The organism is Parazoarcus sp. PS-13 R2A, from assembly GCF_057621855.1.
In genome coordinates, this window is record NZ_JBYEXN010000003.1 from 323,345 (window position 1) to 347,349 (window position 24,005).

Sequence of the window (24,005 nt, forward strand, 5' to 3'; positions counted from 1 at the left end):
AGAGGATGCTTATGACTACGTATATGGACTTTCACCGCAGGTCGATCGAGGATCGCGACGGCTTCTGGGGCGAGCAGGCGCAGCTGGTCGACTGGCACAAACCGGCCGACCAGGTCTGCGATTTTTCCAACCCGCCTTTCGTGAAGTGGTTCAAGGGCGGCGAAACGAACCTTTGCTACAACGCAGTAGACCGTCATGCCGCAAAGCGGCCGAACGATCGCGCGCTGGTCTACATTTCCACCGAGACGAATGAGGAGAAGGTGTATTCCTTCTCCGAACTTCAGCGCGAAGTAGAGCGCATGGCCGCGATTTACCTCGAACTCGGGGTGAAGCGTGGCGACCGTGTGCTGATCTACATGCCGATGATTGCCGAGGCTGCGTTTGCCATGCTGGCCTGCGCCCGCATCGGCGCCATTCACTCGGTCGTGTTCGGCGGATTCGCCGCCGGCTCGCTGGCCACTCGTATCGACGATGCCAAGCCCGTGCTGATGGTCAGTTCGGACGCCGGCATGCGCAACGGCAAGCCGGTGCCCTACAAGCACCTGGTCGACGAAGCCTGCAAGCTGGCCGAGTTTCCGCCGGCCAAGGTGCTGATCATCGACCGCGGACTGGACAAGGGTTTCCCCAAAGTCGAGGGGCGTGACGTCGATTACGCTGCGCTTCGTGCCAAGCATATGGATGCGCAAGTGCCGGTGACGTGGCTTGAATCGTCCGAGCCGAGCTACATCCTGTACACCTCCGGCACCACGGGCAAGCCCAAGGGCGTTCAGCGCGACACCGGTGGCTACACGGTGGCGCTGGCTGCGTCGATGAAACACATCTTTACCGGCGGCGAAGGCGAGACCATGTTCTCGACCTCGGACATCGGCTGGGTGGTCGGTCACAGCTACATCGTCTATGGCCCGCTGGTCGGCGGCATGGCGACCATCATGTACGAAGGTACGCCGCTGCGTCCTGATGCAGGCATCTGGTGGCAGATCGTCGAGAAGTACAAAGTGAGCGTGATGTTCTCGGCGCCAACCGCGGTGCGTGTGCTCAAGAAGCAGGATCCAGCCTTCCTCAAGAAGTACGACCTCTCCTCGCTCAAGCACCTCTTCCTGGCGGGCGAGCCGCTGGACGAGACCTCGCACCAGTGGATCATGGAAGAGCTCGGCATCCCGGTCATCGACAACTACTGGCAGACCGAAACCGGCTGGCCGATGCTGGCCGTGTGCCGCGGTGTCGAAGACAGCCCGATCAAGCTCGGTTCGCCGGCCTTCCCGGTCTACGGCTACGACCTTCGCATCTATCGCGAGGACGGCACCGAGTGTGGCGCCAACGAGAAAGGCATTGTAGGCATCGTGCCGCCTCTGCCGCCGGGTTGCCTGTCCACCGTGTGGGGGCAGGACGAGCGCTTCGTGTCGACCTACTTCACGCTCTTTACCGATCCGGTGGTGTACTCGTCGTCGGACTGGGGCATCAAGGACGAGAAGGGCTATCACACCATCCTTGGGCGCATGGACGACGTGATCAACGTCGCCGGCCATCGTCTGGGAACCCGCGAGATTGAGGAGGCGGTGCAGACGCATCCCGCAATTGCCGAGGTGGCGGTTGTTGGTGTGCACGACGAACTCAAGGGTCAGATGCCGATGGCGTTCGCGGTGGTGAAGGATGCCAGCGTGGTCGATACGGCAGAGAAGCGTGCGGCACTTGAGAAAGAGGTGATGAAAAAGGTGGATGCGAGCCTTGGCGCAATCGCCCGTCCGGCCCGTGTGCTGTTCATCAACGGTCTGCCCAAGACCCGTTCAGGCAAGATGCTGCGTCGTTCCATCCAGGCGCTGGCAGAAGGCCGCGATGCCGGAGACCTGACCACGATCGACGATCCGAGCACGCTCGATCAGATCAAGCAGGCGCTGGCTGGGTGATCCATCCGGATGAAGCCTGAGCAGTAACAGGAAGGCCCGCATGTTGCGGGCCTTCGTTTATTTGGAGAGGGCGCAGGCAAGGTGCCGCACGCGCGTTCAGTCCCCGGTGAGCTTCTTGCTGCCTGATGCGTCTTCGAAGCCGTTCTCGATCTCTTCCTGCACCACGCGCCACATCGGCTTTACAAGAAAACGCATGTTCTTGATGATGCTGGGCACGTCCATCATTGAAGGAACGCGAGTGCCCCGGTGCTCCACCGGCCCGCCGATCTGACGGATGTCGACGCCGAGCTTGCCGAAGTGCGACGCGAGACGCGGTTCGGTGAGGACGAACAACGTGTCGATGCCGCTGCGCGCAGCCAGTGCCACGGCCCCGAGGTAGAGGCCGATCGGAATGTAGGGAAAGCGAGGGCGGTCGCCCGTACCGAAGTCATCGTCACTGATCGCGACTGCGGCCTTGTCGTCGCCTTTCCGTCGCCGGTACGTGCCTCGCACCGCAAGGCGCGACACCTCTGCGATGCGGCCGCGCGGAAGCTTTAGCGGATCGATGATCGAGCGGTCAAGCGTGCTCGCACAGGTACGTTCGAATGGCAGCGGCGCAAGCGGATCGTCCGGCTTTGCCAATACCAGCCGGGTGCACCCCACCAGGTGATTGGGTGCGTTCGAGGTGCGGATCAGGCAGTGCAGGCTGTGCGGATCGTATTCGTCGGTTTCAAGCCGGTCAGGACGCTCCGGCTCGAACTTCAGCTCTTCGCAATAGACTTCGTGGCGGATGCGGAAGACGTCGTTGCGCAGGGCTTCGTTCGTTGCCGGTGCAATCTCGAAGTACTTGCGAAAGCCGTGGCCGAGGTTGAAGCGTTCGAAGATCTTCATGATTCGTGAGCCTGAAAGCGTTAGTTGCTCTGCCGGAGTGCGTCGACGACAGGCGTTGACGCTACACGGTTCGCAGGAAATATGGCAGCAAGCGCAGCTGCAGCCACCCCGATCAGGAAGGCAATCGCAATAGTGGCGGAATCTACCCTGATAAATGCCGTGTAGCCCACGTTTGCATTCGGAGGCGGAGGCATCGGGATGCCGATTGCGGAAATCGTTACCGCAAGGATGATGCCAGCCAGCACACCGAGTGTCGCACCAATCAGACCCAGCAGTGCATTCTCGAGCAGGATCAGGCGGAAAACCTGCCTGCGCGTGTTGCCCAACGCCTGTAAGGTTCCGAACTCACCAAGGCGCTCGAAGGCGCTCATGTTGACGGTGTTTGCAACAGAGAGCACGACCATGAAAAGGATGATCAGCTGCAACACGCCAAACTGTCTGTCATACAGCTGCAGGGTCTTGTCGTAGAAATCCGAAAGTTGCCGCCAGTTGCGTGAGTCCAGTCCCGCAGGGAGGGCGCCTGCAATGGCCGCCTGAGAAGTCTCTGTGTCCTCGGTGCGATCGAGCGTTACCACCAGCAGATTAGCGCCCGCCGTAGCCATCAGTTCGCGGGCGGCACCAAGGGTAATGCGTACAGCTCTGGCGTCGAAATCCTTGGAAAAGCTCTGGAAGACGCCAATGATCTCGAAGTCGAGCGTATTGAGTGCGCCATCTGTCGTGTTCATGACCAGGATGACCGAGTCGCCGGGCTTGACGCCGAGGGAGTGAGCGACGCCCTGTCCGATCATCATTCCGAAGGTGTCGTCGTCGGTCAGTTGACGCCCCGCCGTAATGCTGAGATAGGTGCCCAGACGGGACTCCTTGTCCGGCTCTACCCCCTCGCCGATGATCGGCAGGTCACGTTTGCCATTGTTGAGCAGGCCTGCAAAGCTCAGACGCGCAGCCACTTCGTTGACCCCCGGTTGCGCCTTGATCAGGTCGGCGACGGCTTCCGGTTGGTCGATCAGGTAGCGGTCCGGCTGACGTGTGCCCTTCTCCAGAAAGTCTTGGCGAAATACCTGTACGTGGCCTGTTTGGGAGTGAATGATTGCCTCCCCCAACTGCACGAAAATGTCCTGAACGAAGCCACCCGACAGAATCAGTCCGGCTACGCCGAAGATGATCGCTGCAAGTGTCATTGCGGTCCGGACTTTCTGGCGGAAGATATTGCGCAGAGCGAGTTTGAATAGCATCGTGCTCACCGCTGGTGACGCAGCGCGTCAACGATATTCATGCGTGACGCCTTCCATGCGGGGAATACGCTGGCGAGCAGGGTCGTCACGAATGCCAGTAGGAACGCATCGATTGCCAAGGCCGGCGAAATGGAAATGGCGCCGATATACCCACGTGCCATGCCTGGCGGTGGCGGCATTGGAATGCCGATCAGCGAAACGATCTCCCCGCACAGGTAGCCGAGCGCAACGCCGATGATGCCTCCAGCGAGCCCCAGTAGCGCCCCCTCGAAAATGAACAGCGTCAGAACGCCACGTCGCCGAACTCCAAGCGCCATGGAGGTTCCGATTTCGCCAGTGCGTTCAATGACGGCCATTGAAAGCGTATTGGAGATACTGAGTATGACGATCAGTGCAATCAGGATCCGTACGACACCAATCTGGCGCGAGAACAGTTCTACCGTCTTGTTGTAGAAATCGGCGAGCTCACTCCAGGGGATAACCTCGAACTCTGCGGCAGGCAGGGCTTTGCGGAGAGATTGGGCAACTTCCGCCGTTGCCGCGGTGCGATCAAGAAGCACCGCCCAACTGGTCGATCCGTCCACCCTCATGAGTTTGCGAGCGACGTCAATCGGGACCCGGAGCACTGTATCGTCGTAGGCCTTGGTGACAGTTGCAAAGGTGCCGGACACGGTCAGCTCTACTGCATTTGCCCCCCCGGACGCAGTGGTCGCGAGCAGTACGACCGAGTCTCCCGGTACTGCACCCAGATTTGCCGCCAGCCCTTCGCCCAGCAAAACCGAGTTAGGTGGGCTGTTTGGCAGATCGGATCCCGCGGCAATAATAATTGCACGCGTGATTGGGGCTTCTCGTTCCGGGTCGATACCCTCGCCAACAAACGACACCGTTGCGTCGTCCTTGCTGAGAAGGCCGCTGAATGCGAGCCGTGGGGCTACCGTACGGAGTCGCTCGCCCACCGCTTCGGTCACCGCAGCCGTGTCGCTGGGCAACAGATAGGCGTATGGATCACCCAGTCCTTCGCGAAAGTAGCCTGGGCGTGTGATCTGGATGTGGCCAAGCTGGGAGTGGATCGTCGACTCCCGCATATCCTGGTATATCCAGTTGATGAAACCACCGGCGAGAAGATATGCAATCACTCCTCCGGCCAATGTTGCCAACGCGAGAAGTGCCCGTCTCCTCTGGCGAGCAACGTTTCGTGCTGCCAGCGCGATCGATTGGCGAGCGAGTGTCACTGGGGGGAGATGCATTAGAGGTCGGCGTCCATCATTTGACGCTTATCATATTTTCATTGGACCAATAATGCACGGAGTTGTCGCCTGGAAGCGGTGCCAAGCGAGCGCAGGTCTCTGGCGCAACGGCTGCGTGAGGGCGCAGACCGAGGTTGATTGACTGTGCGCGATGGCGAGAGGTGCGCCCTGCAGTTCCGGTGCGTGGACGGGAAGGGTTTTGGTAAGCTTGCCTCAGTACTGCCTGCAGGATGTCTGGGGATCGTTGAAGGGCGCATCGCAGTCGGCGGCAATGGCTGGCTCTGCAACTGCCTCTGGACGAACAGGATCTGCAGGCGAAGGCTCGGGAGACAATCGGGAAGCCTTGTACTGCTGAATGCTCCAAAGCCTCAATCCACAAAATTCGCTCAAATAGGACTGGACGAACGATGCCAAATACACAAAGCGAAACGCGGTTTACGCAGCAGGTTTCCGACCAGCTGAAAGCAATCGTCGGGTCGGAGTTCGTCTGTACAAGCAGCGAAGATCTCGATCGTTATTCCCGGTGCACCATTCCGTGGCAGAAACGTTGCGCAGCGGTCGTCTTCCCGAGGAGCGGGGAGGAGGTTTCCCGGGTCATCAAGCTTGCTGGCGAGCACGGACTGACGATCTGGCCGTTCAGCACGGGAAAGAACTGGGGCTATGGGGCGTCGCTGGCGACTGAGGATGGCGCGATCGTGCTCATCCTTGAGCGCATGAACCGCGTGCTTGAGGTAAATGAAGAACTCGCCTATGTCGTCATTGAGCCCGGCGTAAGCTACCAGCAGTTGAACGCCTATCTCAGGGAGACAGGCTCCAGGCTTTGGGCGGACTGCACAGATGGTCCTCCGGAAGGCAGCGTCATTGGCAACGCCCTGGAGCGAGGTATTGGTGAAACGCCTTACGGGGATCACTTCGGAAACCTCTGCGGCCTTGAAGTCGTCTTGCCGACAGGCGAGTTGGTTCAGATTGGTACTTCGTCGAAATCGCAAAGAACCTGGCATACACACAAATGGGGCTTGGGGCCCTATATCGAGGGGCTGTTCAGCCAGTCGAACCTCGGGGTGGTGACACAGGCGGGCTTGTGGTTGATGCCTGAGCCTGAAGAATACAATTCCTATGTCTTTGAAATTCGAAATGAGGCCGACGTGCCGGCCGTCATGGACGCATACCGCAAGCTTGCGCTGTTGGGCGTGGCTGTAAGCAAGCTGCACATGATCAATGACTTCGTCACAATCACCGTTCTGACACAACGCCTGCATGAAGATGTGCCGTCCAAGGGGCGGCTTTCCGCCGCTGACCTTGACGGCCTTCGGCACAAGTATCGAATCTCGCCTTGGAGTTGTGGCGGAGGGCTGTACGGTACGCGCGAGCAGGTGAAGGTGCAGCGCAAGCTGCTGCGCCGCGAGCTCGGCCCCTATGGGCGCTTGATTTTTCTGACCGATGGGCGGCTATCGCTCCTCGATAAGCTCGTCAGACTGGTGAAGAAAAACGACTGGATGCTGCCGTTCCTGCATGGATTGGGCAAGACCTCACTTCCAGTCCTTGAGCTTGCGCCTCACGCGCACAGGATTCTGAAAGGCATTCCGACAGAGTACTTCGTGCGGCATGCCTATTACCGGCATGGCGCATCGCGTCCGGACAGCGATGTCGATCCAGCTGCCGACCGCTGCGGGCTGATCTGGTTTGCGCCGATCCTGCCGGTGATCGGCGCCGAGATCGTCCGTTACCTTGCCGACTCGCGAAAAACCTTCGAAGAGTACGACTTTGATTTCTACGTTGCCATGCTCATGATGAATCCGCGCTCAGTCGTGTGCCTGATGGCGATCATCTATGACAAGGAAAGTCCTGATGAGGTAGAGCGCGCAAAGGGACTTTACGCGCGTCTGGTGCAGGATATGCAGGCGGTCAATCTTCAACAGTATCGCGCGGGGCTGGCCGGGTGGGACTCTGTTTATCGCGGAGCCCCCGAACTGAAGAGTCTGAATGGTCGCATCAAGAAGGCGCTGGACCCCAAGGGGGTGATAGCGCCGGGCCGCTACGATGTCGGTAGTGCAATGCCGGCGAGCGGCGTCGAGCCGACTGATCCTCCCGGCCTCTGACCCGTGGTGTGAAGCCGCATGCTCCGGCACATCGCGGTGAATTCAAGGAAAGGCATTGGCATCGCGGGTGTGTGGGGAAGCGTTCAGGTTTCGGGCGGGATTAACCGCTTTGTGATGCTGGTGTGGCTGTCGGGATTTTTTACATTCACGAATCCAGGACGCTTTTTCGCAATGAGAGTTTTTGTTTTTAATTATTGTAAAACATTGGCTTAGACGTCATTCCACACTGTTGGCACGCTAACTGCTTATTGGTAGCAGCGGATGTTCTGCAACGAATTCACACTACTCAAGAGGTGCTGGAATGAAAAAAAATCTTATCGCGATCGCACTCGCAACCGGCGCAGCCCTGGCAAGTGCTCCTGCTTCCGCCGTGGTGGTTGCAGGCATTGACTTTGGTACGCTTGGTGCGTCCAATACCCACATCGAAACGATGACGCTTGCCCAGCAGTTCATCAATCCGGCCACCACTGCACCGGGTACGGGTTCTGGCATGGGCTACGGCTACATCACCACGATCAACGGCAACAGCAACTACTGCACCGCTGGCGGTGGATGCGGCCTGTTCTACACGGTGAACTTCACCGGCGGTACCTTCACGTCGGCAACCGACATCCAGTTCACCGGTACCGATGTCAACCTGTACTACCTCAACGGTCCGCTGCTGAACCTGCTGACGCAGAACTCGAACGCGAACCTGGCTACGATCATGGGCGGCACGCTGTATGCGTCGCTGACCGGACACGGCAACCTTGGTGGCGCGACTCCGGCCAACGTGGTCAGTCAGGCATCCGGTAACCTCAGCGGCGCAACGCTGAACTTCTTCGGCAACGGTCTGCTTGATGTTGACACCGCTGCTGGAAATGCGGCTTTTGCTGCCTTCCTTGACGGCAACGGCGTGCCCGACGCTGCGGGTGGTACGGCTGACCTCGCTTACACGGAATCGGCCAACAACTTCGTTCTGAATCCGTTGGACGTTTCTGGCGGACTGGCAAACGGTTGCTCGACCGGTACTGCAGCAACCGGCGCATGGTGTCTGGCTGGTACGCTGAACACCCGCGGTGTTGCAGAGGTTCCGGAACCCGGTACGCTGGCGCTTCTGGCCCTCGGCCTTCTCGGCGGTGGTCTGGTACGTCGCCGTCGCGCCTGATCGTTGATCAGTGGCTGTGAAAAAGGGCACCTTCGGGTGCCCTTTTTTTGTGGTGTGATCCCCGCTCTGTGACAACAGATGCGGACGTTGCGGGAGGCTCGTGAGCTGTCTGGCTGTCGCTACCTCGCAGAGACCCTTCAGTTGGGCCCGAGCGGATGTTTCTGCTCAAGAAAACGTGCGAGCACTCGCGGCAAGTAGTCCTTGGCGTCGGGAATCGCCTCTTTTCGGCTTTCAAGCCAGGCGCTGTACTTCCGATTATCGAAGCCCTGCTGATCGGCAAGGTAGTCCATGTAGATCGGAAGCGTTGCCAGCGCTCGCCTCTGCTCCGGTTGCATGAATCGCCCGGCAAGGTTGAGCGCGCCCATGAAAAGACCAATAGGCAGTTTCAGTGCAAACGGGACGTTGAGTCCGTGCCTGTGGAATGCGTCCCTGACAAGCAGGCGAAGGTCGACGAGTCTGATCGATTTCTCGGGACCCGAACACAGGTGGAAGATCGATCCGACTGTTTCGGGATCGGTGCTTGAGGAGACGATCGTGCTGGCAACCGTGTTAACCGGAATGGTGTCGAGGCGAACGTCTCCAAAGTCCGGGTACAGGCCAAACGTGCGGCGCCCGGAAAGGAAGTCACAGATAAAGTAGAAAATCTGAAAGTGGATGATCTTGCCGTCGCGCGAGTCGCCGATCACCATGCTTGGCCGGTGGATCGTGATGGGCAGTTTCTCCTCTTCGAGGGCTTTGCGTGCCAAGGCCTCGGCTTCGGATTTCGATTGTTCGTAGGTGTTGTGAAACTCGCGGGGCTCATCGATCCAGGTCTCGGGCAGCGCGCCCGAGCGCTTTCCCGCAATGCCGACAGTGCTCACCAGATCGATCTTGCGGAGGGTGCCGTTCTCGGCAAGCTTCCGGGCGAGCGTCAGAATGGCTTGCATCGAACCTACCGCTGAGTGACGGGCCTCTTCCAGGCTGAGGTTCATCCGTACGCTCGCAGCGCAATGAACGATATGAGTGGTGTCACTGACGACTTTGGCGTAATCGTCGGGAGGCATTCCGAAGTCGGGTTCGGCTGCGTCTCCGCGCAGGGGGGTGATACGGCGCCGGGTTTCGGCGTCAGCCGCGATCCCCCAGAACGCACACAGTTTCTCGAATCTCTCTGCGAGATGCTGATCCGATTCAGCGCGCAGCAGAATGCGCAGTTTCACGTTCTCGTTGGCATGAAGCAGGGGGACGATCGCGCTGCCAACGGCACCGGATGCGCCGGTCAGGAAATAAGTATTCATGGGGTCAGAATCACCGGAGGGTTGGTTCGGATGTCCGTGTCAGGTGACAGGCGCGGGGCTTCATAGGCCCGCTCGATATCGCGCTCGAATCGCGTTTCAACCTGTTTGCGACGAATTTTCAGGTTTGCGGTAAGCTCGCCAGTCGCAATTCCGAGTGGTCTTGTGCTTGCGATGACCGCGCCTGGGCGCTGGTAGGGGGTAAATGCTTCGCATGCCCTGGCGACGTCACTGCTTATCGTCCTTTGCCCCTCAGGCGTTTGTACCTGCTTTCCCATTTCGTGTTCAGGGCTGAGAGTAACGATGGCCACCGGGAAAGGGCGGTTCCGCCCCACGATAATGGCGTGATCGACATAATCGATCTGTTTGAGCGCTGCCTCCAGTGGGGCTGGCGCGATCCGCCTCCCGGTCGAGGTCTTGAAGACCTCGCTCTTGCGCCCTTCAAGCCAGACGTAACCGTCGGCGTCGAGTCGGGCGAAGTCCCCGGTGTGCAGGTACGCTTCGCTGTCTATGGGGGTGTCGTGCGCGTCTGCCCCGTAGTAGCCGCTGAACACGCCATCTCCACGTATGAGTAGTTCGCCGTCTTCGGCAACAAGGAGTTCGTTTCCTGGCAATGCGCGCCCTACGCTGCCGAACCGGTACTGCGTCGGGGTGTTCAGTGCGACCGGCATGACGTTTTCACTGATACCGTAGGCTTCAAGCACAAGCCAGCCAAGGCCGTGAAAGCGATCCATGAGCCACGAGGGTAGCGGCGCCGAGCCGCTGACCATGAACTGCATGCGCTGGCCCATGACTGCGCGCAAGCGTGCCAGTATCGGGTTGGCGAGCATGGACAGGGCGCGCCAGGTGAGGCTGACCTGACCATGAGACCGTTGCATTGCTGCAGCCTTCATGCCCGTTGTCCAAGCCGCAGCAATCAGCAGCCTGACAGGTGCGGGCTGCTTCGCGACCTCTGCCATGATGCCCGCATGCAGCTTCTCGAAAAATCGCGGTACGCCGATAAACAGGGAGGGCTGGATCTCCGGGAGAAGGCGGACGATGTCCTGCGGGTTGGAAACAAAATAGGATCTTGCGCCACAGACAATTGCGCACAGGTTGATGATGCGCTGAAACAGATTGGAGAGTGGCAGCCAGCAAACGAGGGTGGTCTCGTTGGAAATCGAGGGAAAGCGATCAAGAATCGCATCGCAGGCAAGCGCAACCTGGCGGTGAGTGTACGCAATGCCTTTCGGTGTCCCCGTGCTTCCCGATGTAAATACGATTGTTGCAACGTCGTCGGGCGAGGGCGCTGGGGGGGGCGTCGCGTGCGTCTCAAGTGTCTGCAAAAAGTCCGCAAGTGCGTGGATATCCGGGTGGGTCTCCTCGGGTACGGCGACCACGACAATCTCGGGCGCCCGCCAGGTTTCCCTGATGACCGCAACCTGACGCTCGTTACCTGTGACCAGCGCGCGCGGCTGAGTCAGCTCAAGGATATGGTGCAGATTGGACGGGGCGTCATGAGCGTCGATTCCGACCACCGTTGCGCCAAGCATGAGCACGGCCTGCTGACAGTATTCCCATTCTGGTGAGGTGGGCAGCATGATTGCCACGCGATCACCTGCTTGCACGCCAAGCAGTGAGAGCCCGCGAGCGATGCCGATTGCTCGCTGAGCAACGGTATGCCACGTGACGGGCAGCCATTTTCCATCATCACCCTGATGGAGATAGGCGACAGCATCCGGGGTGTCCTTGCACCGCGCGAGCAGTCGCTCTGGCAGGGTTGTTGTCGGGGCGGGCATGTCAGGCGTCGCGCAGCAACGGAGGGTCGTACGCGCCCTTGGGCAGGTTGATGCGCAGGTCATCGTCTCGCAGTCCGAGCCATTCCATGCTGCGTCTGACCTCCCTGCCAAGGCCCAGCTTGTTGCGAATCATGAAGTCGACGACGGGAGCCATGACGCGCCAGTATGCAAGACTCGCCTTTCCCTCGCGGATCAGCGCTGCAAACTCCGGTGCGTATGGGTTGTAGCCGAATTGTTTGAGATCCGAGTACATCATGAGCCAGTTGATCGGGTAATTGCTAACGATCGGGCTTGCATGCGAGCTGCGCTGCACCAGTCCGAGTTCGGTGACCTTCCGGATGACTTTGTCCTGATCGTAGTCCCAGGCGTGGTACGGGGCAAGGTAACGCGGGAATGCGGTTGCGGCGGGGAGCTTCTTCGGGTTGTAAAAGGCGGTGAGTTCAGCTTCCGAGAACTCGCCGCAGGCCGCAAGGTGAGGCGGCGTCCAGTCTTCTTCGCGAATGAGCGTCGGAGAAAACTCGTATAGCATGCGCTCCGGCTCCGGCTGGCCCGGCGAGTAGCCGGCCAGAATCAGTGGAATGTTCTTCTCGATCGCCAGCCGAATCGCTGCACCCTCAAAAAGCGGGGCATAGACGTATGAAACGGTATATACGGCACCGCGGGCTTCCTGGTTGCAAAGCAGGTAGCGGAAGAGCTTGCTCAGAAAGCCAAAGGCGGGCGCAAATACCAGATGGTCGATATCGAGTTTCTTGAGTGCGAGTCGGATATTCTTCCACGCAACGGGCGGAAGGTCGATGTCGCATGTGAACGCCAGCACCCTCATGCCGTAGTCGACCTTCAGGCGGTGTAGCAGGTAGAGGCTGTCCTTGCCGCCACTGAGTGGGACGATGCAGTCGTATTCTGAATTGGGATTGTTGCGACAGGCGGCAAGCGTTGTCTCGAGGTCGTCGAGAAAAGCCGCCGACGAAGGGGGGGTCTTCTCTTGCGGTGCGCTCTGCCGGCAAAACGCACAGACACCCGCGTTGTCAAGGTCCGCTCCAGGTGCTGAGGCCGGGAGCAGGCATTTTCTGCACTTGGTCATTCTGACGCCTCCTGTGCAGCCTGGCGCAAAGGCGATCCTATTTGCCCAGGCATGTTATTTGCATAACCATTGTTCCGGAAGCACAGACAGATTGTACTTTGCACTCTTTGGGTGCGTGTGCATTTCGTCGCAGAGCGACGCGCAACCCTCAGCGACCAATCATGTTGTTCCGGTGTATCAGTTCCGGTTCGTCGATGTAGCCAAGCAGGTTCTCGATCTCGCTGGTCGGCTTTCGGGCGATGCGGCGGCATTCGGATGCGCTGTAATTGACCAGGCCTCTGGCCACTTCCTCGCCGGTGATGCTGCGGCAGGCCACTGCTGCGCCACGCCTGAAGTCGCCCCTGACCTCGATCAGGCCCACGGGGAGCAGGCTGCGGCCGTTCTTCAGCGCGGTAACTGCGCCATCGTCGATCACAAGATCGCCGGCCAGTTGCAGGTGATCGGCAAGCCATTGCTTGCGCGCCTGAAGCGGCGAGCTGCTGGCGTAGAGCAGGGTGCCGACGGGTTCGCCTGCGGCAATGCGCAGCAGCGGGTTCGTTTCGCGGCCGCTGGCAATGCAGGTGTGGGCACCGCTGCGGGCGGCGCGCTGCGCGGCCTTGATCTTGGTGATCATGCCGCCCTTGCTGATGCCGCTGCCGGCGCCGCCTGCCATGGACTCGTACACGGGGTCTTCCGCGCGACCTTCTCCGATCAGGCTTGCTGCAGGGTCCTTGCGCGGGTCGGCGGTGTACAGGCCGTTCTGATCGGTGAGGATGATCAGTGTCTCGGCTTCGATCAGGTTGGCGACCAGCGCGCCCAGTGTGTCGTTGTCGCCGAACTTGATCTCGTCGGTCACGACGGTGTCGTTCTCGTTGATGATCGGAATCACGCCGAGTCCGAGCAGGGTGGTGAGCGTCGAACGGGCGTTGAGGTAACGGGTGCGGTTGGCGAGGTCGGCGTGCGTAAGCAGGATCTGCGCGGTCTGCAGGCCGTGGCGCGAGAAGGCCTTCTCGTAGGCTTCGACAAGGCCCATCTGGCCGACTGCAGCAGCGGCCTGCAGTTTGTGCATCTCCTGCGGGCGCTTGGTCCAGTCCAGTCGTTGCATGCCCGCCGCGATGGCGCCGGAGGAGACCAGGGCGACTTCGCGGCCGTTGCTGCGCAGTACCGCGATCTGACGCGCCCAGTCGTCGAGTGCGGCGTGATCGAGGCCTGCGCCGTTGTTGGTGACAAGGGCGCTGCCGACCTTTACGACCAGCCGGCGCGCATTCCTGATCTTCTCTCTCATGGTGTTCGACTGCCTGGGTGCAGTGTTAGCGGGGAGTGGTGTCGTCCTGCTGATCGGCTTCGCTGCCGTTATCGTCGTCGCGCTCATCATCCTCGTCGTCCTCTTCGTCGAGGTCGGCTTCGAGCGCGGCAGCTTCTGCCTCGGCACGTGCGGCGTCGATCGCTGCAAGGCGGCTTTGCTCGGCCGCGAGGCGTTCCTGGCGTTCGGCTTCGATGCGCGCGCGCTCACCGTCGAGGAAGTCCTGAATGGCGAAGACCAGCGGCTTGCAGCCGTCGCCCTTGAGTGCGGAGATCTCGAAGTGGCGTTCCACCGGACCGTAGGCCTCGAGGAAGGCGGCGATGCGTTCGGCGCGCTCTTCTTCCGGGATCAGGTCGAGCTTGTTGAGGGCGAGCCAGCGCGGCTTGTTGTAGAGCTCCTCGTCGTACTTGCGCAGCTCATCAACGATGGCCTTGGCGTCACGCACGGGGTCGGCTTCGGGGTCGAAGGGAGCGAGGTCGACCAGGTGCAGCAGCACATGGGTGCGCTGCAGGTGACGCAGGAACTGGTGGCCGAGGCCGGCGCCTTCGGCCGCGCCTTCGATCAGGCCGGGAATGTCGGCAATCACGAAGCTGCGGCTTTCGGCCGTGCGGACAACGCCAAGGTTCGGCGCCAGCGTGGTGAAGGGGTAGTCGGCGACCTTGGGCTTGGCTGCAGAGACGGCGCGGATGAAGGTCGACTTGCCGGCGTTGGGCAGGCCGAGCAGACCGACGTCGGCGAGCACCTTGAGCTCGAGGTGCAGCATGTGCCGCTCGCCTTCCTGGCCCATGGTGCGCTTGCGTGGTGCGCGGTTGGTGCTCGACTTGAAGTGGATGTTGCCCAGACCGCCGCGGCCGCCGCTGGCGATCAGGATCTTCTTGCCGTCCTCGTCGAGGTCGGCAATCATCTCGCCCGTTTCGTGCTCGGTGATCACCGTGCCGACAGGGAAGCGCAGGGTGATGTCCTCGCCGCCCTTGCCGTAACAGTCCCGGCTGCCGCCGTTCTCGCCACGCTCAGCGCGGAAGTGGCGGGTATAGCGATAGTCGATCAGGGTGTTAATGTTGCGGTCGGCCACTGCGTACACGCTGCCGCCGCGACCGCCGTCGCCACCGTTGGGGCCGCCACGCGGAATGTATTTCTCGCGGCGGAAGGTGGCAACACCGTTGCCGCCGTCTCCGGCAACAACTTCAATTCGGGCTTCGTCAAAAAACTTCATGATGCTTCCGGCTGGCAGGGACGCGGCAGGTGCGGCAGGTGCCGCGAGCCGGGTCGCAGGGGTACTGGTTATGGAGCGGGTAAAGCAGGTGATGCGATACAAACAAAAAAGCCCTACCGCAAGGATAGGGCTTTTCCGGTCGCGAGGCGAAAATCAGGCCTCGGCTGCCTCAGGCAGAATCGTCACGGTACGGCGACGGGCAGGGCCCTTCACCATGAACTTGACGGTGCCGTTGGTCAGTGCGAAAAGGGTGTGATCCTTGCCGATGCCGACGTTGTCGCCCGGGTGATATTCGGTGCCACGCTGGCGAACAATGATGTTGCCTGCGAGTACGAACTGACCGCCGTAGCGCTTTACGCCGAGTCGTTTCGATTCTGAGTCGCGGCCGTTACGGGAACTACCGCCAGCTTTTTTATGTGCCATGTCGACTTACCTCCTGGCTCAGGCCGAAATCGCGTCGATGCGGATTTCGGTGTAGTTCTGACGATGCCCCTGGTGCTTCTGGAAGTGCTTACGGCGGCGCATCTTGAAAATCTTGATTTTGTCGTGACGACCGTGGGACACCACGGAAGCCGTGACGGAAGCTCCGGAAACCACCGGCGTGCCGATCTTGACGGCCTCGCCTTCGCCGACCATGAGAATCTGGTCGATGGTGATTTGGGAACCCACGTCGGCCGGTATCTGTTCTACCTTGATCTTTTCGCCGGCGACGACGCGATACTGCTTGCCACCGGTTTTTATCACCGCGTACATGGAGTTGCTCCGATTGATGGTTTTTGCAAAGAGTCGGGTACTGTATTGCGTGTGCAGGGAAAAGTCAATATTAATCAGTGCGTAATCACTCGGGTGCGTCCTGGAGCAGCTGGTCCAGTGCCTGCTGTTCGGTACGGTAGGCCGCGTGGGGCTCGATTCGAGGCCACAGGCCGTCGCGTTGCATGGCGTCGATGACCTGTTTCTTGAGTCCGCAGAAGGCGAGTGCCTGGCCCTGAAGCGCAAAGCGGTCGACCAGGGCTGTGAGCATGTGCAGGCCGGTGGCGTCGATGTCATTGATGCCAGCGCCCGAGATCAGCACGGTGCGCACATCCGGCTGGGCGCGCGCGGCCCGCAGGGTGGCGTCCTCGAAGGTGGCGGCGGTGACGAAGCTCAGCGGGCTGTCGAAGCGCAGGATGACGACGTGCGGATGGGGATGGGCGAGGTCAAAGCGTTCGAGGTCGCGATAGGTGCCGTCGGCGTGCAGTCCCAGCAGCGCGACGCGCGGCGTCATGCTGCGATAGACCATCAGCGACAGCGACAGCAGCAGGCCGGTCAGGATGCCGTTCTGGATGTTGGGGGCGAAGGAGAGCGTGGCGACAAAGGTGAGGGCTGCCGCAACGCCGTCGTCACGGTTTGCCTGCCAGGCTTTCTTCAGAGCCTTGAGATCGAGCAGGTTGAACACGGCCTGAAGAATGACCGCAGCCAGCACGGGCTTGGGCAGATGCCAGAGCAGTGGCGTGAAGAAGATCAGCGTCGCCACGACCACGGCGACCGTGACCAGTGCGGACAGGCCGGTGCGCGCGCCGTTGTTGAAACTGAGTGCGGAACGGGAGAACGAGGCGCTGGTCGGGAGGCTGCCGGTGAAGGCCGAGGCGAGCTTCGACAGGCCCTGTCCGATGAGCTCCTGATTCTGGTCCCAGGGCTCGCGCAGTTTGCCGGAGATGACCTTAGCGCTCGAGGCGGCTTCCATGAAACTGACAAGCGCGATCACGAAGGCAGTGGGCAGCAAGGTGACCATGGCGTCCGTTCTGATGTCGGGTATCGACAGCGGCGGGAGTCCTGCAGGGATTGCGCCCACCACTGCGCCGCCCTGAGCGGCAAATTCCAGCCACGCCGAGAGGGCAATGCTGGTGCCGACAACGATCAGTACGCCGGGCAGGCGTGGCGCCAGGCGGCGCAGAAGTGTCAGGGATATGAGCGCGCCGATGCCAAAGGCGGCTGATTGAAGGTGAATGTTGCCTGCTTCGCCGAGTGCGTTCAGAAAGTCTGCAAGAAACTGACCGCCGTTGTGCAGCTTGACGCCGACCAGGGGGGGGAGCTGTGACATGCAGATCACCAGCGCAGCGGCGTTGATGAAACCCATCAGCACAGGATGTGACAGCAGATTGAGCAGCCAGCCCAAGCGCAGCACGCCGAGGGCGAGCTGGATGAGACCGGACATCAGGGCCAGCAGGACTGCCAGTGCAAGGAACTCGGGCGTATCGGGACTTGCGAGCGGCAACAGGCTTGCACCGGTCAGCAGTGAAGTCAGGGCGACCGGTCCCGTGGAAAGCTGGCCGCAGGAGCCAAAGAGCGCGCCAACGAGCGCGGGCAGCAAGGCTGCGTAGAGGCCGATGTAGGGCGGGAGCGAGCCGAGCTGCGCGTAGGCGAGCGACTGCGGCACCATCACCAGCGCAACCGTGAGGCCGGCAATGAGATCGCCGCGAATGCCGTACCTGGCCCACTGGCCGGGCCAGGCCAAAAAGGGCAGGAGCCGCGCTGCAGAGGCGCGAGTGGTCATGACATTGCCCGGACAAGAATCGAGGGCGAATATTAGCAAATGCTGAGGGATGCGTGGCAGACGCGTCGCACTCAAGGCGCTGCCGTGGCGAGGCCATGGATACAGGGAGTCGGGAAAACCCCAATCGTCTGCGGGCCCTGCTGCGCTATCATTTGCAACATGTCTGACAAGTTGACAACCTCCTCCCGGCGCCCACTGAACCGGCCTCCGCGGCTCAGCGATACGGTTTCACGCGAGATCGAAGCGTGGATTGGCGAGCTGGGCCTGGTGCCCGGCACGCAGCTGCCTACCGAAAAGCTGTTGTGCGAACGGTTCGGCGTCAGTCGCGCGGTCGTGCGCGAGGCCATCTCCCGTCTCAAGGCGGAAGGCTGCGTGGAAACGCGGCAGGGTCTCGGGGCCTTCGTTGCCGCGGCGCCGGGGGAAAGCAGTTTTCGGCTTGTGCGCGAGTCAGCTCCTGCTGACGAGGATGTGGCGGATACATTCGAGTTGCGTACGATGGTCGAAAGTGGCGCTGCCGAGTTGGCCGCGCAGCGTCGCACCCCGGAGAGCCTGTCGCGGATCGCGGCTGCGCTCGATGAGATGGAGCGGGCCCTGCAGCTGGGCGAGGGCGGCGCGTCGGCGGATGACGCTTTTCATGTGGCGGTCGCCGCCGCATCCGGCAATCGTCAGCTGGAGCGCTTCCTGACCTACATGGGGCGGCAGTTTTCTGCATCACGCCTGCCGACGTGGAGTGAGGAGGGGCATCGCGCAGGTCGTGCCGCCAATGCGCAGGCGGAGCACCGGCGTATTTTTGCAGCAATCGAGCTCGGCGATGCACAGGCCGCCGGCGAGGCGGCAAGAGCCCATCTCGGTGCGGCAGCCTGCCGTCTGGGTGTCGTGGCACGGCATGAGAATCGGATCGAAAGTGCGTTCAATCGGGCGGGAAAGCATGGAGAGACAGCATGAATCTGAATGAGGACATCGCCCTCGGCGAACAGGAGGCGGATTTCTCCGCGGTCGACAAGGCGCGGGTGGTCGAAGCGCTCGCGCGCGTGCTTCCGCCGGGTGCCCTGATGTACGAAAGTGAGGATCTGCGGCCCTACGAGTGCGATGGCCTTGCCGCCTATCGTGCGCTGCCGCTGGTCGTCGCGCTGCCAACGACCGAGGCGCAGGTGGTTGAAGTGCTCAAGGCCTGCTCCGAGCTTGGGGTGCCGGTGGTGGCCCGGGGTGCGGGGACGGGGCTGTCGGGGGGCGCGTTGCCGCATACCCACGGGGTGCTGCTGTCACTGGCGCGATTCAATCGCATCCTCAAGCTGGATCCGCATGCGCGTACTGCGGTCGTGCAGCCCGGGGTGCGCAATCTGGCGATTTCCGAGGCCGCCGCGCCGCACGGTCTGTACTACGCGCCGGATCCGTCGTCGCAGATTGCGTGCTCCATCGGCGGCAATGTGGCCGAGAACTCGGGCGGCGTACATTGCCTGAAGTACGGACTCACGGTGCACAACCTGCTCCGCGTGCGCGGCGTCACCATCGATGGCGAGGTGGTCGAGTTCGGCAACCATGCGCTCGATGCGCCCGGTTACGACCTGCTTGCGCTCATCACCGGCTCCGAGGGCATGCTGGCGGTGGTCACCGAGGTTACGGTCAAGCTCACGCCCAAGCCGCAGCTTGCGCAGTGCGTGCTCGCCGCGTTCGATGATGTCATCCGCGCGGGCGATGCGGTGGCCGCGATCATTGCCGCCGGCATCATCCCGGCAGGGCTGGAGATGATGGACCAGGCGGCGACCGCTGCGGTTGAGGAGTTCGTGCGGGCCGGCTATCCGCTGGATGCCAAGGCCATCCTGCTGTGCGAGTCCGACGGTACGCCGGAGGAGGTGGCCGAAGAGATTGCCCGCGTGCGTGCGGTGCTCGAACACAGCGGCGCAACGGAAATCCGGGTGTCGCGTGATGAAGCAGAGCGGATGCGCTTCTGGGCAGGGCGCAAGGCGGCGTTCCCGGCTGCAGGCCGAATCTCTCCCGACTATTACTGCATGGACGGCACGATTCCGCGCAAGCGTCTGGGCGAGATGCTGAGCGCCATCCAGGACATGGAGACGCGTTACGCACTGCGCTGCATCAACGTCTTTCACGCGGGCGACGGCAACCTGCACCCGCTGATCCTGTTCGATGCCAACCAGGAAGGCGAGCTTCACCGGGCGGAGGCGTTCGGTGCGGAGATTCTTGAGCTGTCGGTCACCCTCGGCGGCACCATCACTGGCGAGCATGGGGTGGGCATCGAGAAGATCAACCAGATGTGCTCGCAGTTCAAGCGCAGCGAACTGCATCAGTTCTTCCGCGTCAAGGCCGCATTCGATCCCGCGGGCCTGCTCAATCCGGGTAAGGCGATTCCGACCCTGAACCGCTGTGCCGAGTACGGGCGCATGCATGTGAAGGGAGGCGAACTGCCGCATCCGGAACTGCCGCGCTTCTGAGGGCAACTCGGCGTGGACAAGGGCTGGATGCAGTTTCTGTTCGTTGCGGTGCCGGTGATGTCCCTGATCGGTGCGTGGCTGACGTTGCGCGGTCGCATCGGGCGTGGCCCGGAGCACAAGACTAAAGACAAGGTGGATGAGCGATGAGTGACTTGGTTTCGGCCTGGGCCGAGCAGATTCGGGAGGCGGCTGCCAGCGGTACGCCGCTGTGTATCGAAGGCGGCGGCAGCAAGCGTTTTGTGGGACGCGAAGCGCACGGCGAAGTGCTGAACGTCGCGTCGCATCGCGGCATTGTCAGCTACGAGCCGACCGAGCTGGTGGTGACTGCACGCGGCGGCACGCCGCTGGCCGAGCTGGAGACAGTGCTTGCGGAGCAGAACCAGTTCCTCGCCTTCGAGCCGCCGCACTTCGGCGCCGGCGCAACGCTTGCAGGCTGCGTGGCGGCAGGCCTTTCCGGGCCGAGGCGGGCATCGGCCGGCGCGGTTCGCGACTTCATGCTCGGTGTAAAGATTGTCGACGGTCGCGGCGAAGTGATGTCCTTCGGCGGGCAGGTGATGAAGAACGTGGCTGGCTACGACGTATCGCGGCTGATTGCTGGCAGTCTGGGCACCTTGGGCATCATTCTCGAAGTTTCGCTCAAGGTGCTGCCACGCCCGGTGGCGGAGCAGACCCTGCGGTTCCAGCTCTCCGAGGCGGAAGCCATCGACCGGCTCAACGAATGGGGTGGTCAGCCTTTGCCCGTGTCCGCCTCGGCCTGGGCGGACGGCGCGCTCACGCTGCGGCTGTCGGGGGCGGAAGCGGCGGTGAGCGCGGCGTGTTCCCGGCTCGGAGGTGATGCGCTCGATGAACAGGCCGCCCCGATGTTCTGGCAGTCCCTGCGTGAGCAGCAGGCTGGCTTCTTTGCAGACAGCGCCGACATGCCCTTGTGGCGCTTGTCGTTACCCAGCGTGGCGGAACCGCTGCAGCTTGCGGGCAGGCAGCTCATCGAATGGGGTGGCGCGCAGCGCTGGCTCATCTCGGACGCGCCTGCGGACGAGATCCGCGCCCGCGCTGCGGCGCTCGGCGGGCATGCAAGCCTGTTCCGTGGCGGCGATCGCAGCGGCGACGTGTTTGCCCCGCTCGCTGCGCCCTTGCTGACCATCCACCGGCGCCTGAAGGCGGCCTTCGATCCCGCGGGGATCCTCAACCCCGGCCGGCTCTACCAAGGAATCTGAGCATGCAGACCCAGCTTGCCGACTTTATTCGCGATACACCCGATGGACGCGAGGCCGACGAAATCCTGCGCAACTGCGTGCATTGTGGTTTCTGCACCGCCACCTGCCCGACCTACCAGTTGCTCGGCGATGAACTCGACGGCCCGCGTGGCCGCATCTACCTGATCAAGCAGGTGCTGGAAGGCCACGAGCCGACCGAAAAGACCCGGCAGCATCTCGACCGCTGCCTGACGTGCCGGTCTTGCGAGTCCACCTGTCCGTCGGGGGTGCAGTACGGGCGCCTGGTCGATATTGGCCGTCATGTGGTCGAGACCAAGGTGCCGCGTCGAGGAGCCGATCGCGCAGTGCGCTGGGCCTTGCGCGAGTTCGTTCCGCGTGCGGGTCTGTTCGGCGCGGCGATGAAGGCGGGGCGGATGGTGCGCGGCATGTTGCCGGAGACGCTCAAGGACAAGGTTCCGCTTGCACGACCCGCAGGCCCGTGGCCGCGCCCTCGTCACGGCCGGCGCATGCTGACCCTGGCCGGTTGCGTGCAGCCTTCGATGGCGCCTTCGATCAACGCGGCGGCGGCGCGGGTGCTGGATACGCTCGGCATTTCGCTGCAGGAGGCGCCGGGCGCAGGTTGCTGCGGTGCGGTACGCCACCACCTCAACGATCACGAAGGTGGCAAGGCGGACATGAAGCGCAATATCGACGCATGGTGGCCGGTGATTGAGGCCGGCGATATCGAATCCATCGTCATGACAGCGTCTGGATGCGGCTCCCAGGTCAAGGATTACGGGCACATTCTGCGCAACGATCCTGCATATGCCGAAAAGGCACGAAAAGTGAGTGAGCTGACGCGCGATATCAGCGAGGTCATCGTTGCCGAGGTCGACAATCTGGCGCGTCTGCTTGCAGCCAAGGGCAACGGGCGCACGCCGCTGGCATGGCATGCGCCCTGTTCGCTGCAGCACGGCCTCAAGTTGCGTGGCGGCGTCGAGCGTCTGCTGGATGCTGCGGGCTATGATCTGACGCCGGTGCGTGATGCCCATCTTTGCTGCGGTTCGGCTGGCACCTACTCGCTGCTGCAGCCCGAGCTCTCGCACACGCTGCGTGACAACAAGCTGGCGGCCCTGTGCGAAGGCGGGGCGGGCGCGATTGCGTCGGCGAACATCGGCTGCATCACACACTTGCAGGCAGGAACACAGACGCCGGTACGGCACTGGATCGAGCTTGTCGATTCGCGACTCAACGGATTTCCAGCTTGATCTTTTGGCGTGACAAGCGCATAGAATGCAGCTGATGCCGTGATTTTCGTCACGGTGTTTGCAGTAAGCGTGGCTCCAGCCTGGCAATGACGCCCCAGCGTGGGCAGTCATTGCTATCATTGCGACCTTCGTTGTAGCCAGCCTTGTCATGCCCATTTCCGTCGAAACCTGTGTAGCGCGTCATATCGGCGACCGCAAGGAGCAGCAGGATCGCGTTGCGCTATTCGCGCATCCGACGCGACGCGGCACGATGATGGCGGTGCTTGCCGATGGCATGGGCGGTCATAGTGGCGGCGCCATGGCGGCAGAGCAGGTGATGCTCAAGGCCAGGCAGAACTTCGAGGCCTTCGCGCCCATGCACGAAACCCCCGAACATCTGCTGGATGGCGTGATCAATGAAGCGCATACGGTCATCCGCCTGACTCGCTTCACCAGCGAGCAGGATCCGCACAGCACGGTCGTCGTCTTCATGCTTTTCGATGGCCGGGCTTACTGGGCGCATTGCGGCGATTCAAGGCTCTATCATTTTCGCGATGGAAAGCCACTGGCTCGAAGCCGCGATCATTCGCTGGTTGGCGAACTGCAGCGCAAGGGCAGGCTGGATGAGGCTGCAGCGCTCAATCACCCGCAGCGCAACGTACTGCTGTCATGTCTTGGCAGCGATCGCTTGCCCCAGATCAGCCACGGCTGCACTTCATCGCTTGCGGGTGGCGACAGCTTCCTGATCTGCTCCGACGGTCTTTGGGCCTATTTCTCCGATCAGGAACTCGCGGACGCGCTCCATTCACGCAAGGCGCGTGAGGCTGCGCAGTTTCTCATCGACGAGGCGCGGGTTCGCGCCGAGGGCTATGGAGACAATATCTCCCTGGCCATCATCAATTTTGTCGAAGTGCCTGCAGTGGCGGCTATCGTGAGCAGCTGAGAAGCCCGCGCGTCGCGAGCGCCGGGGCGGCGTGCCGGCTTCGCGCCATCGGGGCGTCATTCGGCGTCCACTTTCCCCGTTTTTCTTCCGGTCTTACCCGATTCCCGTGCGCTTTCATGTCGGCAGAGTTGCAGCCAACGTGAGACGCGGTAATATCTGATCAGCGTCGGCCCGGCACTGTAACGGTGTAAGGCAGGGAGAAACTACAATAATTCACAGGCCCGACGTACCTTAAGCCTTTTCAATCCCTAAGGGAGGAGTCGCCCATGCCTCTGTTGATCGGAGTGCCAGCGGAGACCGTTGATGGAGAACGACGCTTGTCGGTCGTGCCGGATGTGGTCAAGAAATATCAGGGCCTCGGTGCCCATGTGGTGATGCAGACCGGCGCAGGCGTGCCGGCGCATTTCCGTGATGAAGCGTTTGCCGAGGTCAGTCTGGTCGATGACGTCGCAGCGGTGTTCGGCGAAGCGGAGGTGGTGCTGTGCGTGCAGCCGCCGACGGCGGCGTCGATTGCG

20 protein-coding genes and 1 pseudogene are annotated in these 24,005 nt (G+C 61.7%); 10 read left to right on the forward strand and 11 right to left on the reverse strand.

What is annotated here, in order from left to right; genetic code table 11:
* The first annotated feature begins 5 nt into the window (after positions 1-5).
* Positions 6-1,904 carry a propionate--CoA ligase gene (locus tag AC22G6_RS05370; protein WP_487365912.1) on the forward strand — a complete coding sequence of 633 codons (1,899 nt, stop codon included), beginning with the start codon at positions 6-8 and terminating at the stop codon, positions 1,902-1,904.
* 96 nt (positions 1,905-2,000) lie between these two features.
* Here the strand turns inward: AC22G6_RS05370 and AC22G6_RS05375 are convergent, their stop codons facing one another.
* The 3 genes from AC22G6_RS05375 to AC22G6_RS05385 are packed head-to-tail and all read right to left on the reverse strand — an operon-like array spanning position 2,001 to position 5,253.
* The gene (locus tag AC22G6_RS05375; RefSeq protein WP_487365913.1) at positions 2,001-2,774 is read right to left on the reverse strand and encodes a PEP-CTERM/exosortase system-associated acyltransferase; all 774 of its coding nucleotides are present in this window, start codon (positions 2,772-2,774) and stop codon (positions 2,001-2,003) included.
* Positions 2,775-2,794: 20 nt separating this feature from the next.
* Positions 2,795-4,006 (reverse strand): ABC transporter permease, encoded by a 1,212-nt coding sequence (locus tag AC22G6_RS05380; protein WP_487365914.1) that lies wholly within the window; start codon positions 4,004-4,006, stop codon positions 2,795-2,797.
* Between the two features lie 5 nt (positions 4,007-4,011).
* On the reverse strand, positions 4,012-5,253 hold the full coding sequence (locus AC22G6_RS05385) for an ABC transporter permease (protein WP_487365915.1): 1,242 nt from the start codon (positions 5,251-5,253) through the stop codon (positions 4,012-4,014).
* Between the two features lie 407 nt (positions 5,254-5,660).
* On the opposite strand from AC22G6_RS05385, the gene AC22G6_RS05390 reads away from it, so the two are divergent.
* Positions 5,661-7,352 carry an FAD-binding oxidoreductase gene (locus AC22G6_RS05390; RefSeq protein ID WP_487365916.1) on the forward strand — a complete coding sequence of 564 codons (1,692 nt, stop codon included), beginning with the start codon at positions 5,661-5,663 and terminating at the stop codon, positions 7,350-7,352.
* 301 nt (positions 7,353-7,653) lie between these two features.
* Positions 7,654-8,499, forward strand: coding sequence for a PEP-CTERM sorting domain-containing protein (locus tag AC22G6_RS05395; RefSeq protein WP_108949268.1), 846 nt, complete (start codon positions 7,654-7,656; stop codon positions 8,497-8,499).
* 137 nt (positions 8,500-8,636) lie between these two features.
* On the opposite strand, the gene AC22G6_RS05400 is transcribed toward AC22G6_RS05395, so the two are convergent.
* From AC22G6_RS05400 to AC22G6_RS05435, 8 genes are all read right to left on the reverse strand, one after another.
* Positions 8,637-9,773: an SDR family oxidoreductase gene (locus AC22G6_RS05400; protein ID WP_487365917.1), complete on the reverse strand. Its 1,137-nt coding sequence runs from the start codon at positions 9,771-9,773 to the stop codon at positions 8,637-8,639.
* A complete protein-coding gene (locus tag AC22G6_RS05405; protein WP_487365918.1) occupies positions 9,770-11,548 on the reverse strand; it encodes an AMP-dependent synthetase/ligase in 1,779 nt (592 codons plus the stop codon). Before AC22G6_RS05405 ends, AC22G6_RS05400 begins: the two co-directional genes overlap by 4 nt.
* Position 11,549: 1 nt before the next feature.
* Positions 11,550-12,629, reverse strand: a complete 1,080-nt coding sequence (locus AC22G6_RS05410) for an adenine nucleotide alpha hydrolase family protein (protein WP_487365919.1) — start codon at positions 12,627-12,629, stop codon at positions 11,550-11,552.
* Between the two features lie 148 nt (positions 12,630-12,777).
* The gene (proB, locus tag AC22G6_RS05415; RefSeq protein ID WP_487365920.1) at positions 12,778-13,893 is read right to left on the reverse strand and encodes a glutamate 5-kinase; all 1,116 of its coding nucleotides are present in this window, start codon (positions 13,891-13,893) and stop codon (positions 12,778-12,780) included.
* A gap of 25 nt (positions 13,894-13,918) precedes the next feature.
* Positions 13,919-15,124, reverse strand: a complete 1,206-nt coding sequence (gene cgtA / locus AC22G6_RS05420) for an Obg family GTPase CgtA (protein WP_487365921.1) — start codon at positions 15,122-15,124, stop codon at positions 13,919-13,921.
* A gap of 153 nt (positions 15,125-15,277) precedes the next feature.
* A complete protein-coding gene (rpmA, locus tag AC22G6_RS05425) occupies positions 15,278-15,547 on the reverse strand; it encodes a 50S ribosomal protein L27 (protein ID WP_108949262.1) in 270 nt (89 codons plus the stop codon).
* 18 nt (positions 15,548-15,565) lie between these two features.
* Positions 15,566-15,877, reverse strand: coding sequence for a 50S ribosomal protein L21 (gene rplU / locus AC22G6_RS05430; protein ID WP_108949261.1), 312 nt, complete (start codon positions 15,875-15,877; stop codon positions 15,566-15,568).
* A gap of 85 nt (positions 15,878-15,962) precedes the next feature.
* Positions 15,963-17,657 carry a SulP family inorganic anion transporter gene (locus tag AC22G6_RS05435; protein WP_487365922.1) on the reverse strand — a complete coding sequence of 565 codons (1,695 nt, stop codon included), beginning with the start codon at positions 17,655-17,657 and terminating at the stop codon, positions 15,963-15,965.
* Positions 17,658-17,816: 159 nt separating this feature from the next.
* Here AC22G6_RS05435 and AC22G6_RS05440 point away from each other — a divergent pair, with 159 nt between their 5' ends.
* The 7 genes and pseudogenes from AC22G6_RS05440 to AC22G6_RS05470 form a co-directional block, all read left to right on the forward strand.
* Positions 17,817-18,602 carry a FadR/GntR family transcriptional regulator gene (locus AC22G6_RS05440; protein ID WP_487365923.1) on the forward strand — a complete coding sequence of 262 codons (786 nt, stop codon included), beginning with the start codon at positions 17,817-17,819 and terminating at the stop codon, positions 18,600-18,602.
* The gene (locus AC22G6_RS05445) at positions 18,599-20,107 is read left to right on the forward strand and encodes an FAD-linked oxidase C-terminal domain-containing protein (RefSeq protein WP_487365924.1); all 1,509 of its coding nucleotides are present in this window, start codon (positions 18,599-18,601) and stop codon (positions 20,105-20,107) included. Before AC22G6_RS05440 ends, AC22G6_RS05445 begins: the two co-directional genes overlap by 4 nt.
* Before the next feature lie 12 nt (positions 20,108-20,119).
* Positions 20,120-20,254, forward strand: a complete 135-nt coding sequence (locus tag AC22G6_RS05450; RefSeq protein ID WP_487365925.1) for a hypothetical protein — start codon at positions 20,120-20,122, stop codon at positions 20,252-20,254.
* The gene (gene glcE / locus AC22G6_RS05455; protein WP_487365926.1) at positions 20,251-21,321 is read left to right on the forward strand and encodes a glycolate oxidase subunit GlcE; all 1,071 of its coding nucleotides are present in this window, start codon (positions 20,251-20,253) and stop codon (positions 21,319-21,321) included. Before AC22G6_RS05450 ends, glcE begins: the two co-directional genes overlap by 4 nt.
* Before the next feature lie 2 nt (positions 21,322-21,323).
* Positions 21,324-22,568, forward strand: coding sequence for a glycolate oxidase subunit GlcF (gene glcF, locus AC22G6_RS05460; protein ID WP_487365927.1), 1,245 nt, complete (start codon positions 21,324-21,326; stop codon positions 22,566-22,568).
* 148 nt (positions 22,569-22,716) lie between these two features.
* Complete coding sequence (locus tag AC22G6_RS05465; protein WP_487365928.1) at positions 22,717-23,490, forward strand: PP2C family protein-serine/threonine phosphatase; 774 nt, start codon at positions 22,717-22,719, stop codon at positions 23,488-23,490.
* 266 nt (positions 23,491-23,756) lie between these two features.
* Positions 23,757-24,005, forward strand: a pseudogene (locus tag AC22G6_RS05470) (NAD(P)(+) transhydrogenase (Re/Si-specific) subunit alpha); the annotation flags it as partial.